This window comes from Paenibacillus silagei, from assembly GCF_017874735.1.
Classification (GTDB): Bacteria; Bacillota; Bacilli; order Paenibacillales; family Paenibacillaceae; genus Paenibacillus_AQ; species Paenibacillus_AQ silagei.
In genome coordinates this window covers 191,298-208,777 of sequence record NZ_JAGGLV010000009.1, presented here as the reverse complement: position 1 = coordinate 208,777, position 17,480 = coordinate 191,298, and the positions used below count along the sequence as shown (strand labels likewise).

General features: G+C 55.7%; 14 protein-coding genes. 9 read left to right on the top strand and 5 right to left on the bottom strand.

Going from position 1 to position 17,480, the window contains the following annotated elements; translation table 11 throughout:
* Nucleotides 1-240: 240 nt before the first annotated feature.
* Nucleotides 241-1,227, bottom strand: coding sequence for a zinc dependent phospholipase C family protein (locus J2Z70_RS15580; protein WP_209874566.1), 987 nt, complete (start codon nucleotides 1,225-1,227; stop codon nucleotides 241-243).
* 223 nt (nucleotides 1,228-1,450) lie between these two features.
* On the opposite strand from J2Z70_RS15580, the gene J2Z70_RS15575 reads away from it, so the two are divergent.
* Together J2Z70_RS15575 and J2Z70_RS15570 are read left to right on the top strand one after the other, a co-directional pair.
* Entirely contained in the window at nucleotides 1,451-2,467 is a 1,017-nt protein-coding gene (locus J2Z70_RS15575; protein WP_209874563.1) for an AraC family transcriptional regulator, read from the top strand.
* 123 nt (nucleotides 2,468-2,590) lie between these two features.
* Nucleotides 2,591-3,385 carry an SDR family NAD(P)-dependent oxidoreductase gene (locus J2Z70_RS15570; RefSeq protein WP_209874559.1) on the top strand — a complete coding sequence of 265 codons (795 nt, stop codon included), beginning with the start codon at nucleotides 2,591-2,593 and terminating at the stop codon, nucleotides 3,383-3,385.
* Between the two features lie 87 nt (nucleotides 3,386-3,472).
* On the opposite strand, the gene J2Z70_RS15565 is transcribed toward J2Z70_RS15570, so the two are convergent.
* From J2Z70_RS15565 to J2Z70_RS15555, 3 genes are read right to left on the bottom strand one after another with little or no spacing between them, the layout of a single operon-like run.
* Nucleotides 3,473-3,952 carry a GNAT family N-acetyltransferase gene (locus tag J2Z70_RS15565; protein WP_209874556.1) on the bottom strand — a complete coding sequence of 160 codons (480 nt, stop codon included), beginning with the start codon at nucleotides 3,950-3,952 and terminating at the stop codon, nucleotides 3,473-3,475.
* Nucleotides 3,952-5,763, bottom strand: coding sequence for a family 20 glycosylhydrolase (locus tag J2Z70_RS15560; protein WP_209874553.1), 1,812 nt, complete (start codon nucleotides 5,761-5,763; stop codon nucleotides 3,952-3,954). Before J2Z70_RS15560 ends, J2Z70_RS15565 begins: the two co-directional genes overlap by 1 nt.
* Nucleotides 5,760-6,524, bottom strand: coding sequence for a sugar isomerase domain-containing protein (locus tag J2Z70_RS15555; protein WP_081751153.1), 765 nt, complete (start codon nucleotides 6,522-6,524; stop codon nucleotides 5,760-5,762). The genes J2Z70_RS15560 and J2Z70_RS15555 overlap by 4 nt, the downstream gene beginning before the upstream one ends.
* 692 nt (nucleotides 6,525-7,216) lie before the next feature.
* Between J2Z70_RS15555 and J2Z70_RS15550 the strand changes: the two genes are divergently transcribed.
* From J2Z70_RS15550 to J2Z70_RS15520, 7 genes are all read left to right on the top strand, one after another.
* Nucleotides 7,217-8,071 (top strand): carbohydrate ABC transporter permease, encoded by an 855-nt coding sequence (locus J2Z70_RS15550; protein ID WP_083684876.1) that lies wholly within the window; start codon nucleotides 7,217-7,219, stop codon nucleotides 8,069-8,071.
* Between the two features lie 67 nt (nucleotides 8,072-8,138).
* A complete protein-coding gene (locus J2Z70_RS15545; protein ID WP_051478036.1) occupies nucleotides 8,139-8,927 on the top strand; it encodes a carbohydrate ABC transporter permease in 789 nt (262 codons plus the stop codon).
* Between the two features lie 115 nt (nucleotides 8,928-9,042).
* Nucleotides 9,043-10,404, top strand: a complete 1,362-nt coding sequence (locus J2Z70_RS15540; RefSeq protein WP_209874550.1) for an ABC transporter substrate-binding protein — start codon at nucleotides 9,043-9,045, stop codon at nucleotides 10,402-10,404.
* A 125-nt stretch (nucleotides 10,405-10,529) separates the two neighbouring features.
* Nucleotides 10,530-12,356: a cache domain-containing sensor histidine kinase gene (locus tag J2Z70_RS15535; RefSeq protein ID WP_209874548.1), complete on the top strand. Its 1,827-nt coding sequence runs from the start codon at nucleotides 10,530-10,532 to the stop codon at nucleotides 12,354-12,356.
* Nucleotides 12,328-13,992 carry a response regulator transcription factor gene (locus J2Z70_RS15530; protein ID WP_209874544.1) on the top strand — a complete coding sequence of 555 codons (1,665 nt, stop codon included), beginning with the start codon at nucleotides 12,328-12,330 and terminating at the stop codon, nucleotides 13,990-13,992. The genes J2Z70_RS15535 and J2Z70_RS15530 overlap by 29 nt, the downstream gene beginning before the upstream one ends.
* Entirely contained in the window at nucleotides 13,986-14,765 is a 780-nt protein-coding gene (locus J2Z70_RS15525) for a glucosamine-6-phosphate deaminase (protein WP_209874542.1), read from the top strand. Before J2Z70_RS15530 ends, J2Z70_RS15525 begins: the two co-directional genes overlap by 7 nt.
* Nucleotides 14,762-15,937 carry an N-acetylglucosamine-6-phosphate deacetylase gene (locus tag J2Z70_RS15520; protein ID WP_209874539.1) on the top strand — a complete coding sequence of 392 codons (1,176 nt, stop codon included), beginning with the start codon at nucleotides 14,762-14,764 and terminating at the stop codon, nucleotides 15,935-15,937. Before J2Z70_RS15525 ends, J2Z70_RS15520 begins: the two co-directional genes overlap by 4 nt.
* A 738-nt stretch (nucleotides 15,938-16,675) precedes the next feature.
* Here J2Z70_RS15520 and J2Z70_RS15515 read toward each other — a convergent pair.
* Nucleotides 16,676-17,245, bottom strand: a complete 570-nt coding sequence (locus tag J2Z70_RS15515) for a YdeI/OmpD-associated family protein (protein ID WP_209874536.1) — start codon at nucleotides 17,243-17,245, stop codon at nucleotides 16,676-16,678.
* Nucleotides 17,246-17,480 lie beyond the last annotated feature (235 nt).

The following is a 17,480-nucleotide window of genomic DNA, read 5'->3' as shown; positions in this document are numbered from 1 at the left end:
GACCAAATGTATGTGAAAAACAGCATACATTGTGCTCGTAAGCAGGCATATGGGCCAAATGTATGTGAAAAACAGCATACATTGTGTTCGCGAGCCGGAGGGGCGTTCGGACAAGCAAAAAGTCACTGTAAAGGGAAATAGGTGGATTTTTCCAATTGTTTGCGGCAGGCAGCCGTCTCCTCAGCTGGAAAAGGGTGCGGCGGTAATAGAGACGTTGGCTGACGTTTGGTAGGCTCAATCTCAACTCCCAGGGAGACTTGTCCAGATCGGCTCAGCGTATTGATTCTGCAGATTCATGCTGCAATCCTTGCCGGTATCGTAGGAGCGGTTGCCCAGTGCCAGTGTGAACTGCTCAAGCTTGCGGCTTGCCGCAGCGGAGTCCTCCGTACATTCCAGCCAATCGGCAAGCGCTTCGAGCACCGTCCGTCCTTCCGCAAGGGCTGCCTCCCACAGCCCCCACACAGATTCGGTCTGCACCTCGGAATATAGTGCGGGATGCCGCCACCGGGAGTGCCGCTCATTCAGATAATCCAGCCGTTCCTCGCGGGCAGTGAGCTTTCGTGAGAACAACCGGCGGGTACGGCCCCAGGTTATAGCCTTCTTCCAGCCCTTCGGGTCATACAGGCATTTCTGAGCCAGCACCATATCGCGGTACGCGCTCTGCCAGATCTCTGCGGGCAGTCGATCCATAGTTTCCGGGTAATGCTTAAGGGCGGTGGCATGAAGAATGCGATGAACCGGCTCAGGCAGCCGGGCACCTGTGTCAATTGTAGCCCAGGCAGCGTGCTGCCAGGTGTTCATCCCGTGCAGCCGCTTCATGAACAAAGTGTCCAGGTCAATCTCAAACCGCTGATGGGCACGGTACTTATAGCCCGCCTTCCAGTTAATATAGGGATGGAGGTTGCGGTCCAGCAGATGATGGGTCAGGAAACCGAGGAAATAGAGCTGGGCCTGGGCCGCTTCCGTTCCTTCAAGTCTCCGGGCAGCCTCCCAGAAATCAACAAGTACAGGCCCGCAGCTCTGCGTATGCATCTGGTCTCCGAGATGAAGTGCCCCGGTATCTCGTCTCCAAGGAAGAAAGCTGTGATATAACAGGAAATCCGGACCCTGACAGCCGAGATTATAGAGCCGCGGCTGTTGTTCCAGCAGGTGGAGACACGGGAAACGGCTGCTGAATTCTCTGGCCAGCTGCTGACCGAATTCGATATGCATCCAAATATTGGGCATGATTGATCCTCCTACTAGTTATGATGGATACCATGCAGTGATAATCTAATCCATTGTAATGCCTATATGTTAAAACTAAATAAGAAATATGTGTGAAATTAGGCAGAGCTGTACATTCCCGTACATTAAGGTAGACATGATCACGGGCACAAGAGTATTCTTATATGGCCTTAAGACAACCATAACACTGTAATATGCAACTGGCAAAAGGAGGCCCATACCTATGAAGTCCCGTTCCTCTGAACGCGTTAAAATGCCTCCGGGATTCTGGACAGGAATAAGCCGCCTGGGGATTGCTGCCCGCGACGTAGCCCGCCAGGCACAGCTCCCTGTAACGATAACAACAGAAGCCACGGTTACCACTGCCCAATATTTCGCAATCTGGCAGGCGTATTCCGAGCTCGCCGGGGATCTTGCGTCAGGCATTACCAGGCTTGCGGCCGCCTTTGACACCGCGCAGTATCCTCCCGCCGTATTAGCGACGTATCACGCCCGTGACTACCGCGATGCCTTGCACCGTATGGTCAGGTACAAACAGATGTGTCCGCCCGAAAGCCTGCGGATGACTGAGGAGAACGGGCAGTGCACCATAGAACTGGAGTGGGGGCCTACAGGGCTGCCCGGTCCGCCGGTGCTGGCGGGGATCACGCTGGCTTTTCTCTTGGAGCTTGGAAGAAAGGGGACGGGTCAGCCCTTGAAAGCGCAGGCCGCTGAATTTGTCCACTCCATGGGCGATGAACAAGTGCTCGAAGCTTATTTCGGCTGCGCGATTCAAACGGGCGGGAAGTATAACCGATTGACCCTGCTGCAAAGCCATCTGGACCTTCCCTTTGTTTCGTATAACAAAGAACTGCTGGAGATTCTTGCTCCCGCACTGGACCGCTCACTCGACGAACAGCTTGGCAGCTTCTCTGTATCCGGGAGGGTCAAGGTGATCATTGCACACTGTCTCGCTGGTGGATGTCCCGACCTCCAGACAGTGGCGAAGGAGCTTACGATGAGCGGGCGGACCTTGCAGCGCCGGCTGACTGACGAGAAGACGACCTTCAAGCAGCTATTGACACAAGTCAGACATGAGCAGGCACGGGAGTACTTGACAAATCCTTCGCTTGATCTTCAAGAGGTGGCGTTTCTGACCGGGTATGAGGATCAGAACTCTTTCTTCCGTGCCTTCCGCCATTGGGAAGGGGTTACGCCTTCACAGTGGCGTGCGGAGCACCTGAATGCACGAATTTGCTGAGCTGTAACTTTTGGCGTGTCCGGCAAGAAGCTTGGCGTAAGGTGCTAGTTACTGAACGATCCCAACAAGATAATATAATCACTATCCGCAACACAACAAGATATGAATAAGGAGAAGTGCATTATGGAGATGGGATTACACAATACAACAGCACTAGTTACAGGATCAACGAAGGGTATAGGAAAAGCCATCGCCATAGAGCTTGCTAAGGAAGGCGTCAACGTGCTGGTCAATGGGCGGAATAGGGAAGAGGTAGAACAGATTGTCCGTGAATTGAAGCTAAATTACCCGGCCACCGCTCCTCAGAATGCCGCAGCCGATCTTGCCGATCCTGAACAAAGACAAGCCTTATTCGCCCAATTCCCCAGCGTTGATATTCTGATCAACAGTATGGGCATTTATGAATTGATGCAGTATGAGGAAGTGGCCGATGACATCTGGGAGAAGTATTTCCGCACGAATGTGCTGGCTGCAAACGGATTAACGAAATTATATTTACCTGGAATGTTGAGCAGGAATTATGGCCGCGTGATCTTCATTGCCAGCGAAGAGGCGGTCATGCCCTCAGGACAAATGCCTCAATATGCGATGACCAAATCCATGCTGCTGTCCCTGTCCAAAAGTATCTCTAAAGTGACAGCAGGAACAGAGGTTACAGTGAATACCATCATGCCCGGACCTACACTCTCAGAAAAGGTACATCACATCATTGAGGGAATGTATCCTGACGAAAATTTAACTTTTGCAGAAAAAGAGCAGAAATTCATGGCGGCCAATCTGCCGCAATCGGAATTACAGCGTTTCATCAAGCCGGTGGAAATCGGCAGGCTGGCTGTCTTCGTATGCAGTCCTTATGCGGCGGCCTTTAAAGGTTCTCCCATCCGCATGGATGGAGGGATGGTCCCGACTATATATTGATAGAGGTGTACATGCTCAACAGCAAACAGCGGCACCCGGGACGGTTAAGCCCCGGGATGCCGCTGTTTTGCTGTATCAGGGCCGGATTCAGCCCATTTTGATCATGTCCCGGAATACTCCGGGAAAAGAATCAGGGATCGCTATCGCACCGACGGTCTTCTCATAGAACGGCTGTGCGTCCTCGACCCAGCCGATGACGGCGTAGCCGTAGCCGTTCTGGTGCATCGCGGACAGGCATTCCAGCAGCAGGGCCTTCCCGATGCCCAGCCCCCGGTAATCATCCAGCACGCCGGTCGGGCCGAAGAAGTTCTTCATTACAACCTCGTGACAGGCGAAGCCGATCACCTCGCCCTGCTTCACTGCGATATAGCAGTGGACGGGCAGGTGGGCGAAGGCTACCTCGCATTCATTCCGCCAGCTCTCCGTGAAATGGCGGCCGACAAAATCCACAATGGCCTGCTTATCTCCGGTCATCGCCCGTTTAATAACAATGCCTTGTCCACGCAGACGCTCCAGCAGCGCCCCGTTGTCCGGCAGATCGTACAGCTTCACAAGCATATCAGGCATCAGCTATCCCCCGCTTTCTGTTCTATGATCTCAAGATCGGTAATCATGGCATGCAGGTCTGCTTCAAACAGCTCCGGCCGGTAGAAGCGGGAGCGGAGGAACAGCTCCGCCATCTGCGGCACCAGCAGCTCGGCAAGCACGGTCTGCATTCTTAGCTTGGCTCTCCGCAGATCTCCGTATCCGCTCCGGTATTTGTCCCGGAGGAAGGTCAGCACTTCCTCACTGCCCGGCGACATCGCGCCCCGGAAGAGGAAGGTATGCAGCGGGGAACGGCGCTGCGCCGGAATCTCATACTGGATCATGGCGTCGATCAGCTCGGCGGTCAAGCGGTTCTTCCTCACCTCAGGCAGCAGTTGCGGGATCAGGGCATAATAGTCGGTTACCGCATAATCTGCCCATTCTTCCCCGCTAAGGAGAGCGGCGGGCAGTCCGTGGAAGCGGTGCAGAAACCGGACCAGGTAGGTAGAGAGATCTGCCCCGGAATTCCAGCTCTGCTCTGCGGCCAGGAAGGCCGGATAACGTGAGGTCTCGAACAGCCCGTAAGGACTGCCCAGCGAGAACGGGCAACCCCAATTCGTATGAATAATGCCGCCCAACTGCTCGGAGCGTGCGAGCTCAATCCAGTCCAGCACATTCTTGATCCGGTTATGGATGACCGGATAATTCTGGTCCCCGTTATCATCCCAGCAGCGGACAGAGGAAGCGCCGAGGGTCTCGATGCCCGCATCCCGCAGCTTATGGAGAATCAGCCGGGCATCGGCCTTCATCCGGTGTCCGCCATAGATCCAGACGACGACCACAATCCGTTTGTCCAGCGCCGCAATCTCTTCCGCAGTAGCGTGCATGATCATATCATGCCAGATCATCGGCTGCTTGCCAAGGCTGACCGTCTTCTCCGCCAGTTGATTGACGAAGCGGATGAACGAAGCCTCCGGGGTAAGCCCGGACCGCTTGCAGTCTTCACAGGTACCGAGGGTCCAGACTTCATCGCAGCCCAGGTGAAGATAGTCGCTGTGGGGATGAAGGGCAGCCACTTCCTCCAGAATGCCGGCCATCATCTCGAAGGAGCCTGGGCGGTGCGGGCACAGCTCCGAGACTGTCTCCGGGACCTCGCGCAGACCGATATAAGCCGGATGCTTCAGGATATATTCCAGATGGCCGAAGGACTGCTGCTTCGGAATCACGGTGACGAAGTGGTCATGTGCGGCCTTCAGCAGCCGCTGGTGTTCTTCTTCGCTGAAGGCAAGCTCAGGATGGCGCAGGAAGCCCAGCTTACGGAAGGGCAGCTTGTCTTCATATTCGATGACCAGCGTATTGATCTTATAATCGGCCAGCTCCGCGATATACTCCAGGATATGCTCATAGGTCGGATAGACCGTGCGCAGATCGAGATAATCGCTGCGCAGCTTCAGCTCCGCCCAGTCGGCAATGGTCAGGGCGGGTACCCTATCGCCGCCTGTATGGAGCAGTTGTTCCAGCGTCTTCAGCCCGTAGAACAGGCCGGACGCACTGAGCGCATACAGCTCAATCCGGTCCGTGTCTGTAATCAGAACGTAGCCGTCATGTTTGCCCTCAACCCGCCGGGCCAGCAGCGGGTTGAGCGGGGTACCGTCCGTGACCAGGGAGAATACACCGCTGCCGTCATGCGTAGTACGCACCGTCACCTCTGTGAATATCCTTTGCGCTGCCGTGAGCAGCCGGACATCCTTCACGGGGAGCTGAAGCTGCACCGTCCAGCCGCGAATACCGCTGACCGGCTCCGGTCCCCGGCTCTGCACCACCTGAGGCTCTGGAATCAGCTGAAGGTTCATAGCCAGCGGACCCGGCCTTTGAAGCGTTCAATGAAGCGGTTATTCCACTCATCCCCGCCGGGAGCGTTACCGCTGCGCCAGACTGGCACCTCGATCCCTTTCGCTCCGAGACAGGCCGCTGTAGTCATCATCAGGGAATTGAGCAGAAAAGCGTTGGCGAAGGTGGAGGTCGAACCCATCTTCGGTTCAATCCCGTCAATATGCAGCGCAGCGTCACCGGGCTTCACCTTGCTGTCCAGGACATAGTCGCACAGCTCATACAGATTCTGCCCTGAAGGGTGGCGGGCAATATGATCCTTAGGCGTAGCTTCAGCATGGCCGACCGAAGTAACGGCAATCGTTGTGACTCCCCGGCGCCGGGCTTCTACAGCCGCATCGACACAGGCGGTGTTAATGCCGTAAGCATTGGCAAGAATCAGAATATCGCCCTCGCCTAGCCGGTTGTCTTCAATAACAAGCGTTCCGTAGCCGGGAGTGCGTTCAACGGCCATCGAGCGCAGAGCGCCGTTCGAGATCATTGTGCCTTCATCTAATATGGCGCTGATATGCATCAGGCCGCCGGCGCGGAAGAAGACCTCAGTCGCATTCATATTGGAATGGCCGCCCGGGCCGTAGAGGTAGACCAGCTTGTCCTGTGCGATATGATCCGCAAGCAGCTCTGCCACCTGCTGCAGCTTGTCCTGCGGTTCGTTCCGGATCTCATTCAGCAGCTCAACAATAGTATCCATATAAGCGGACATAATATCTGGCTTGGCGTTCATCTGGGTTCCTCCTAAAAGTTTTGTAAGCATAAGCTTCCTCAAGTCTCTTCGCAAAACTGGCTTCGGAAGCATACGCTTTAAGTTTTGTAAGCATAAACTTGTGCTTGCCTAGAAGATAACAAAGCGGGCAAACCAAGTAAATCAACTATTTTGCGCAAATCCGCACCGTTTTTGACCGATTTGGCCAACCGGATGTCATAGAGCAGCATCAGATGTAATCTGTGAATAGGATCAGATCCCTGAGGTTCCGTAAAATGAAACTGCACCGGCCGATGAGTTTGCTTCTAACGGACCTGAGAGCCCCTACTCCCTGGAAAACGCCACTTTTTGCGGTTTAACGGACGGAGTAGCCCTTATCGTCTCTCTATAAGATGTTTTCAAGTAGAAGTTCCAAGAATAAGGACCATAGGGTCCGTTCCTTGGCCAAAGTGGAGACTTTCATCCGGAATAAGCGCGCCTCAGTCCGTTATGCCGGGCCAGATGCTCTAATGGACAACTCCCGTCTGCGGCAGGTAAAAATTTTTCTGAACGGGTCAGGATCGTGACTTATGTAAAATTCTTTGCTTTTCTATAATGAGAGATAAGATCACGCAAGAGGGGGGACAGAGCCTTTGAAGACGTCAGTTACCTTACCGCAGTCCCATCAGACACCAACCGCCGGCAGCAAAAAAAGAAAACGGATAGAAGCGGGGATGGGCTACTTTTTCACCGGTCCCATGCTGCTGGGGGTGCTGGTATTTACGCTTATTCCGATGATATTCTCCTTCATGCTCAGCTTCACCAAATGGTCGTTCGTTACCGGGTTTGACAAGATCCGCTGGAGCGGCCTCGATAATTTCCGCCAGCTGTTCCAGGATGAGGTGTTCCTGAAGTCGCTGGGCAATAACTTCATTATGCTGCTGGCCGTACCCGTCGGGATGGCGATCGCGCTGATCCTCGGGGTAATTATCACGAGTCATGTATATGCGCCGGGTGCCTTCAAGGTCATCTACTTCATGCCCCAGATATCCAGTGTAGTGGCTGTGGCGGTAGTGTGGCAGGTACTCTTCCATCCTTCGTACGGTCCGGTCAACGGTTTCCTGTCGGCGATCGGGGTGGACAATCCGCCCAAATGGCTGGCCGATCCAACGTATGCGCTTCCATCGGTCATGCTGCTGATGATCTGGATTGACCTTGGGGTCTCGCTGATTATCTACATTGCCGGGATCAAGAATATCCCTGCCGACCTGTATGAAGCGGCGACGATTGACGGCGCCTCCAAGCTCGCCCAGTTCCGCTCCATTACCTTTCCGCTGCTGACGCCGACGACCTTTTTCCTGCTCGTGACCGGCATTATCGGCAATTTCAAATCCTTCGCCCTGGTCAAGGTGCTGACGGACGGCGGACCGGCTAACTCCACTTCTGTCGTAGTGTACGATATGTACCAGACCGCATTTGTCGATCTTCAGACCGGTTATGCTTCATCCATGGTCATGATTCTGTTCGTCATCGTGCTTGCCATTACCGGCCTGCAGTGGCTGGGACAGCGTTATTGGGTCAATTACTAGATAAGGGAGGCACATACCTGTGAGAATAGGCAATCTGGACTGGGGAAAAGCCATCATCACCCTGATCATGGCACTGCTGGGCATTGTGTTTCTGCTCCCTTTTATATGGATGCTGTCCGCTTCGCTCAAGCCTGAGGCCGATGTGTTCAAATATCCGATCGAATGGATTCCGCAGACATGGAGGGCGGCGTTCAACTATCATTCCGTCTGGTTCGGCAAAGCAAACTTCACCCTGTATTACTGGAACTCGATTAAAGTCACGGCGCTCACAACACTTCTCTCCGTAGCGGTGTCCAGCATGGCGGCCTATGGCTTCACCAAAATCCGCTTCCCCGGCAGAAATGCACTTTTCGTACTGGTGCTGGCCACTTATATGATTCCTGCGGAAGCCACGCTGGTGCCGCTGTTCATTATCTTCCGCTCCACCGGCCTGTACGATACGCATCTGGGCCTGATCCTGCTTGGCGGGTTCAGCGTACTGGGCACCTTTCTGCTCCGCCAGTTTTTTGCCTCACTCTCGAATGAGTATATCGAATCGGCGCAGATCGACGGCGCGGGACATATCCGTATCTTCCTCTCGATTCTGTTCCCGCTGGTCCGTCCCGCCATTGCCACTTATGCCATTCTGCGGTTCATCTGGACCTGGAATGATTTTCAGACGCCGCTGGTCTTCCTGAACAGCAAGACACTCTATACGCTTCAGCTTGGCATGAATGCCTTCGCTGACCGCAACGGCGCCTTCTATTCGCTCATCATGGCGGCTTCGGTCTCGGCGATTGTCCCGCTGCTGGTCGTGTTCATCCTCGGGCAGAAGCAGGTGATCGAAGGTATTTCCTTGGGGGGGGTGAAGGGGTGAGGGCTGGCAAGTTCCCGGAAGCTGCATAACCGGAAGACAGGCGGGCGGATAGGACGGTCAGGATGTGCATGAGAACTGCATGGAACTGTAGACCACATTAGAAGGGGTGTTAGTTATGAAAAAGAATGTGTTCGCTCTGGTATGGATCATCGTGCTTCTGGTAGCCCTGGCGGGCTGCGGCAACTCAAACAACACAAATGGTGCATCGCCCACTTCCGGCAGCACGGCTGCACCGGAGGCGGGGGAGAGTGCCGCACCTTCAGCAGAACCGGTAACGATCAAAGTCGCCAACTGGTCGCCTGCGGCGGATATGGAACCGATTCTGCAGGCGTACGAGGATTCCCATCCGGGAATTACACTGGAATACGTGGAGCTGGCTGACAACGGTGATTCGGTGGCCGGAATGAAGAAGCTGGATCTGCTCGTCGCATCCGGCGAGAACCTGGATGTGGTATTCATGCCGGGGGCAACCGATTATTCACAGCGTGCCGGACTCGGACTGCTGGCTCCGCTGAATGACCTGATCAGCAAGGAAGGCATCACGCTGACAGATGAGTATACGGTTGATCCGTCCGTTGACGGTAAAGTGTATGCCCTGCCGGATACGCTGGAGAATTATTTCGTCCTGCTGAACAAGGACAAGCTGGATGCGGCGGGCTTAGCCGTTCCCACCGAATGGAGCTGGGACGATTACCTTGATTACGCAGCTAAGCTGACCAGCGGCACCGGGCCGTCCAAGACCTTCGGTACGTATTTCCATACCTGGGCTATGTACTGGGAGCTGGCCGTTATCAACCAGGAGAAGGACAATAATCTGGTCAACAATGGTGTCGTAAACATCGATAGTGCGGGTATCCGCCAGTCCCTGGAGCTGCGCAGCAAGGCAGAGGCATCGGGAGTAGCGGTGCCGTATGCCGACACCATCTCCCAGAAGCTCGCGTACCGCTCGGAATTCTTCACCGGACATGCCGCGATGATCGTGACCGGCAATTGGATGATCGGCGAAGCAGGCGGGTCGGAAGAATTCCCTGCAACCTTCACTACCGCGTTCGCTCCGATGCCGTCCAATAGTGCCGGACAACCTGCGGGAGTCAGCATTGCCAACGGCAACTATGTAGGTATCCTGGAGAAGTCGGGACATCAGCAGGAAGCCTATGATTTCATCCGTTGGTACTCCACAGAGGGCGAGCAGATGCAGAATGTATATTCCGCGTGGAAGAAGCAGGATGTGGACAAGTTCATTGCCGGCGTCAAATCGGGTGCCATGAGCCCCGACAAGATTGACGAAGCCTCACTGGCCTATGTAATTAAGAATGCCAAGCCCGCACCGCTCAGCGTGCCGCCGACCTATCAAGGCGAGCTGGAAACAGCCTTTACCAAAGAAACCGAGCTGTACATCCTGAAACAGCAGGATCTGGAGACTACCATCAAGAAGGCGCAGGCTGAGCTGCAGAAGATTGTAGACGCCAACAAGTAAAAATTGGAAGCGCTGAATAGCCCTTTTTTACCCGGAATAATAGATTGAAATGAGCTGCTGGAGGCGGAAAGCTGATATGATAGAGGCATAGAAAACGATAGTCTGATTGTGAAGGAGGATTGCCATTGCTGCCTAGAGGATGGAGACTCGGTTTTCGCAATAAGCTGCTCGTCGCTTCTCTGCTCTGTCTGCTGCTTCCCGCCTCTATTACCTTGTATATCTCCAATTCCTACACCGAGCATATCCTCCGCTCCCAGGTGATTCAGAATGAACGCCGTTCGCTGGAGCAGGAGAGCCTATATATCTCTAACCTTCTCAGCAATATGGTGCTGGTGGCGAATTATATCCAGTTCGACCCCGGCATCACTCTTATTCTCAAAGAAAACTGGCAGCGCAATAAGCTGCACGAGCCTGATACCGCCAAGCACATTCTCGATTTCAAAGAGGTTACGGACAAGCTGAACAGCGTCACTTCCATGATGGAAAAAACGTTCGTCACCGTCCTCACCTCAGATGGACAATATTATTCAAACTATGCTTACGCCAAGCTGGATATCGGCGCACTGCTGAAGCAGCCCTGGATGGAACAAGCCCGCCAGCAGCCTGCCTTCGAGCTGTATTGGGCGGGTGTGCTTGCCAACTATATTCCGACCGCTGCCCCAAGCAGCCCGCAGGTGCTGACCATTGCCAGGAATCTCAAGCTGTCCTCCAATTCAACCTATGCTACCTTGATCATCAGCATCGCCGAGAGCCGGATCAGCCAGATTTTTAATGACAACCGGCAGGGCCAGGAGACGCTGCTGATTGCGCCTGACGGAACCGTTCTTGCCGCCAGGGACAAGACCAGGCTGGGCCGGCCGTTCGCGCTTATGGATGCTGTGAAGCATTCAGAAGGTTCCGGGTTTATGGATTACCGGGGCGAGCAATATCTGCTGAGCAGCCTGGAGATTCCTTACGGGAATTACCGGATTGTCAGCCTGTCGCCATACCGTGAGGCCGTGAGCCAGATCAGTGCCACCCACCGCTGGAGCAGTGCCGTGCAGATCGTATCAGGCGCTTTTTTCCTGCTGATTCTGGTTCTGCTGGTCCGGCAGTTCACGAAGCCGGTGATCCGGCTGGATCAGGTGGCAGCACGGGTGGACAGAGGAGAGCTAGGCATCCGTTCAGGCGTTCGCGGCTATGATGAGATCGGACGGCTGGGCAAGTCCTTCGACCATATGCTGGACCGGGTGGAGCGGATGATTATCCAGATCAAGGTGGAGCAGGCGCAGAAGCGCAAGGCCGAGCTGGCCATGCTGCAGTCGCAGATCAATCCCCATTTCCTGTTCAATATTCTGAATTCGATCCGCCTGCGCATCATGATGCGGGGCGATGAGGAGAATGCGGAGCTGCTGTTCTCGCTCTCCCGGCTGCTGCGGATGACCATTCAGCAGCGGGACGAGTACACCACCCTGCATGATGAGCTGCATATTGTCAGGAGTTATGTGGAGCTGCTGAATTTCCGCCAGTCCGAGGAGGTGTCGCTAGATACAGACTGTACTTCGGAGAGCCTTGGCGTGAAGATCCCCCGGTTCCTGCTGCAGCCGGTCATCGAGAATGCCTACATTCATGGTCTGCATCAGGAGAGCGGACGTATTCTGATCCGGACCCGGACGCAGGATCACCAGCTGCTAATAGAGATCGAAGACAACGGGCAGGGGATGGATGAGGTGACCCTGAACCGCCTGCGCGCCGAGTTAAGCTCTGAATGGCAAGAGAAGGAAGCGATGCCGTCTAGCAGATTGGCCCATATCGGCATGTCCAATGTCTATGAGCGGCTGTATCTGACTTACGGTGCAGCCTTCCAGATCACGATTGACAGCCTGCCCGGACAAGGGACGACCTTCCGGTTCGTGCTGCCTGAAGAGATTCCGGATCAAGGCTATGAAAGGGAGCGTGGAAGCGATGTATAGCGTAATGCTGGTGGATGATGATCAGCCGGTACTGGACTTTCTCTCGGCAATGATTCCTTGGGACGAGCTTGGATTAACGCTGCATTCGGCCTGCAAGAATGGTCTGGTTGCCCTGGAGAAAGCGCAGGCCGATATGCCCGATATTGTCATTACGGATATTGGCATGCCCTATATGGATGGTCTGGAGCTGATCCGTGAGCTGAAGCTGCGCAGCGAAGAGCTGCGTGTGGTGGTGTTGTCCTGCATGGATGATTTCACATATGCCCAGCAGGCGGTGAAGCTGATGGTGAGCGACTATATCCTGAAGGAGATGATCAGCCGCGAGCTGATTACCGGGCTGCTGCGGGAGCTGGGCGAGGATCTGCGCCGCAGGGATGCGGACAAAGCCCAGACGCTGAAGTGGAAAAGCATGGCCGAGCATCAGAAGGTGCTGCTGAAGCAAAGTGTGCTGCGGCGCATCGCTGCCCGCGAGCTGCCGGACAGCGAATGGCGGGCAGACGCCGCCGAGCTGGGAATTATGCCGGATCTCACGGCCCATGTAGCCGTGCTCTGCCGGATCAGCGGCAACGCCGGGGAGAATGAACCGGAGGAGCTTGCACTAATGTCATGGGTGGAATCCGCCGCCGAAGCCGTGCGGCAGGAGGATACCGCTGCCGTGTGCCTGCCTTACAGCGGCCGCGACTGTGTGCTGGTCTTCAGCGGCGGTATGGGCAATGGAGCGGACTCAGGCCATATCTCCATGCTGGGCAGGCTGCGTTCCGCCATTCAAGCGCTGCCGGGGGTTACGGCTTCCTTTCAATATTTATGTATACCGGCGGGCGGCGGGCATTTCCGGGAGGGAATCATTGATCTGCTTAGCCAAGGCCGCGAATATGCCTTCTATCTGAAGCCGGGAGAGCTGAACGGCCTGAAGACGCTTCCGCCGTTCACGGAGGAGGATCTGTTCCTCTATTATGCCGAAGCCTCGCAGGAGATCCGTGAGGCCTTCCTGGAGGAAGCGGCGGACAGGCTTGCGGCCTTGCTGTCGAAATGGTTGGATACCATCCGTGCCAGACGGTATGCGCCGCGCCAGGTGAAGGAGTGGATGCTCAAGCTGCTCTACGATAACCAGATGCGTCTGATGGCCCGCCAGCAATACCAGTCCACCTTTTCCCTGGAGCTGCTGCATGATACCTTGACGGCCATTGATCATATTGATCATCTGGAGGAATGGTCTCAGCAGTTCTTCAGCGAACGCCTGCCGGTGATCCGGGAGATGTACCAGGAGACCCGCCGGGATGAGATCAAGAAGGTGAAGCAGTATGTAGACCGCCATCTGAACCGTAAAATCACCCTGGAGGAGGTGGCGGAATACACACATTTGAATTCGAGCTATTTCAGCCGCCTGTTCAAAAAGGAAACCGGAATGAGCTTCATCCACTATGTCACCCATACCAAAATGGAGCAAGCTAAAGAATGGCTGGACCAGTCTCCGCAAAGTGTGGAGCAGGTAGCGGAGCAGCTGGGATATGAGAATAAAAGCTATTTCACGAAGCTCTTCAAGCTGCATACAGGCACTACGCCCGGAGAGTTCCGGGGGGAGGAAGGCAGCCGGTCTGCACAGACATTAGGCACAAGGAGGCACTACCCATGCTGAGCATCAAACCGATTCATACGGAACTGTCGGGCGCCATGCTTGTCCGCGTATACAAGAACCGCTCGCAGCTCGGAGCTGCTGCCGGGCGTGAAGCAGCGGCGGCCATCCGGGCGCTGCTGGCCTCCAAGGCACAGGTGCGGATCGTGTTCGCCGCTGCACCCTCCCAGAATGAATTTCTTGCAGAGCTTGCCGCTGCGCCGGATCTGGACTGGAGCCGGATTACCGCGTTCCATATGGATGAATATATCGGCCTGCCGGCAGGCTCTCCGCAGAGCTTCGGCAGCTTCCTCCGGGAGGCGCTGTTCGGCAAGGTACGGCCGGGAACGGTCCATTATCTGAACCCTGCCGCCAGCCCGGAAGCCGAATGCAAGCGTTACGGACGGCTGCTGGCGGAAGCGCCGATCGATATCGTCTGCCTTGGCATCGGGGAGAATGGTCACCTGGCCTTCAATGATCCGCCCGTGGCAGATTTCAATGACCCGCTTCCTGTGAAGCTGGTGGTACTGGATGAGGTCTGCCGGAACCAGCAGGTGAATGACGGGTGCTTCCCCAGCCTGGCGGAAGTGCCGCAGCAGGCCTTAACGTTGACGATTCCGGTCCTGCTGTCTGCGCAATGGCTGTTCTGCATGGTGCCGGGCGCTTCCAAGCGCGGTGCGGTTACCCGCACACTGCATGAATCCATCTCCACGGCATGTCCGTCCACCATCCTGCGGGAGCACGGGGATTGCCGGATGTTCGTGGACACCGACTCCTTCGGGGCGGTCTTCTCATGAACATTGACGCACTGCATTACCGGACAGGCGAACCCGTTCGGGTTCACGTGGAGGATGGGGCGATTGCTGCCATTGAAGCCTTGGGCATACGGGAGCTGCCGCTGGAGGAACGAGAGGGGCTTCCAATTGTTGCGCCGGGCCTGGTGGATCTGCAGATTAACGGCTATGGCGGATATGATTTCAATCATCCGGCACTGGGGGCAGAGGATGTCAAGAAGGCGGTCCGCGCGGTGTGGCGGGAGGGAGTGACCGGCTTCTACCCGACTGTAATTACCGGCGCTCCGTATACGATTCTCGGAGCGATGCGGGCGATTGCCCGGGCCTGTGAAGAGGATGAGGCCAGCGCTGCGACGATCAAGGGCATCCATCTGGAAGGCCCGTTTCTCTCGCCGGAGGACGGGCCGCGCGGGGCACATGCGCTGGAGCATATCCGTCCGCCGGATACGGCCTTGTTCGACCAGTGGCAGGAGGCTTCGGGCGGGCGAATCTCCATTGTGACGCTGTCCCCCGAATGGGAGGGGAGCGCGGAATTCATCCGCCACTGCGTACGGCGGGGAGTGACGGTCTCCATCGGGCATACGTCAGCGGATGCCGCGCAGATTGCCGGGGCGGTTGCCGCCGGAGCGCGGCTGTCCACGCATCTGGGCAATGGCGCCCATGCTATGCTGCCGCGCCATCCGAACTACCTGTGGGCCCAGCTCGCCGCAGATGAGCTGTGGTGCACATTGATCGCCGACGGCTTCCACCTCCCGGATGAGGTGCTGAAGGTGGCGATGAAGGTCAAGGGCCGGCGGGTGCTGCTGGTCAGCGATGCCGTTGCCCTCGCCGGGCTTGCGCCCGGCAGCTATGACACGCCGGTCGGCGGCCGTGTCGTGCTGACCCCGGCGGGCCGGCTGCATCTCGCCGGCGAGCCCGGGCTGCTGGCGGGTTCGGCGCAGATGCTGCTGCGCCACATCGCGCGCCTTAGCGCCGCGGGCCTGGCCAGCCTGCCGGACGCCTGGGACATGGCGTCCGTGCATCCGGCAGGCTTCATGGCCCTGCCTGTGGCTGCGGGCCTGGCCGCCGGAGCGCCGGCGGATCTGGCGCTGATCCGCCGCACCGGGCCGGGTGGCGGCGGGCTTGCGCTGACGGCGCTGTGCCAGGCCGGCGGCTGGGTGTACCGCCGGGAGTGAGTGAGCGGCGGTAAGGTGAGCACAGGCCCCCGGTTACGGGGGCCTGTTATGATTTGGAAGTGAATCGCTCAAGTTGAACGATTGCAGAGGGCGGGGGTGGCATGGGCTGAGCAAGGGGATGGCTGTTGCGCCAGCGTCTGCTCCACGCCAGTAACATTAATAGTAAATGTATTCGGTTTTCAACATACATCCGCCCTGATTACCTTTGCGCAGCACATTGTATTCGGTTTTCCGCCTACACTCGCAGTGTCACTCGCACTAAGTCCGCACTTGCGTCAACGAATGCGCCAGCGCCTGGACCAGCAGCTGCATCAGCATCTACAAATGTATCTGCGTTAGCCTCAGCACCAGCCTCACCGTCTGCATCAGCCCCATTCTCAGGAAATAGTTGGATTTTAGGCACTTGTTCAGGGGCGGAAGGGACCACAGCGAGTCGTAGTTGGAAAAATAGCACTTAAAATGCTGGCATCAGAGCCATAGAGGGAATTTTTACGAAAATAAATGTCATAAATCCAATTAATTTCTGCGAACGCTCCAAATGAGCCAGATTAAGATACGTTTTTCCAACTAATTCCTCGCACCCATTCACACATCCCGCGCACATTCACACATCCCCCCGCGCACATTACCAAATCCCGCACCCATTCACACATACAGTAGTTGCACATGCCATTCTGGAGCTGTTGGCCCACCCGTCAGGGTAATTTGTCCGACAACAAACGCAGTAAAAGAACAGAACTAATCCTCCAGCAGACGCCCGTTGTCATGCCACTGGCCGTACATTTTGTTAACTCTGGTGTTCTCTATGAATTTGTCCAATCTACGTTGGAACAGCTCCGGCTGGCGGATATAGCTCTGAATGGTGTCGATCCGCACCCGCTGATACAGCGCCGGAAAGGCCAGGAAATGGCGATACACCTGCTCGTCCTCCTTCAATCTCTGTTCAATCAAGGGATCGATTCGAAAAGCTCCGACATCCATATCAGGCAGGCATCGCCGTCCCTCGTCGCGCATCAGCCCCAGCTTCTCCAGCCTTCGGACACGTTCCTTATTCAGCTCAGTCCATGAACTCCGTTTGCTGCGTGGAGACAGCCGTTGCATCAGCTTGCCTTCAGCGTTCACCTTCTTCACCCCGTCAATCCAGCCGAAGCACAGCGCTTCTTCCACGGCGTCCAGATACAGTATTGTCCCCGGGAGCGGCTTCAGACTGACCTCTACCCAGCAAGAGCCCTCTGTGGTGCTATTTGCGATCAGCCACTTTCTCAAATCTTCTCTCGTTGCAGCTTCAAGTCTATTTTCGCTACTCATAGATAGGGTTCATTCCCTTCTGTCTTCTGCTTCCGGCTCTGTCTGCCCTCTGCCCGATCGAAATCCTGCACATTATGCAACTTCTCCTAATTCCTTAAATTTTGCCGCTTTGTTAACACTTTCGCAACACATTCTTTACGCTGCGCATACACAACTTGAGAGAGTAATTAATATCCGGCTTTTACAATGAGGTTATTAGCATAATATACCTATTGCATAATCAGGCTTGATATGA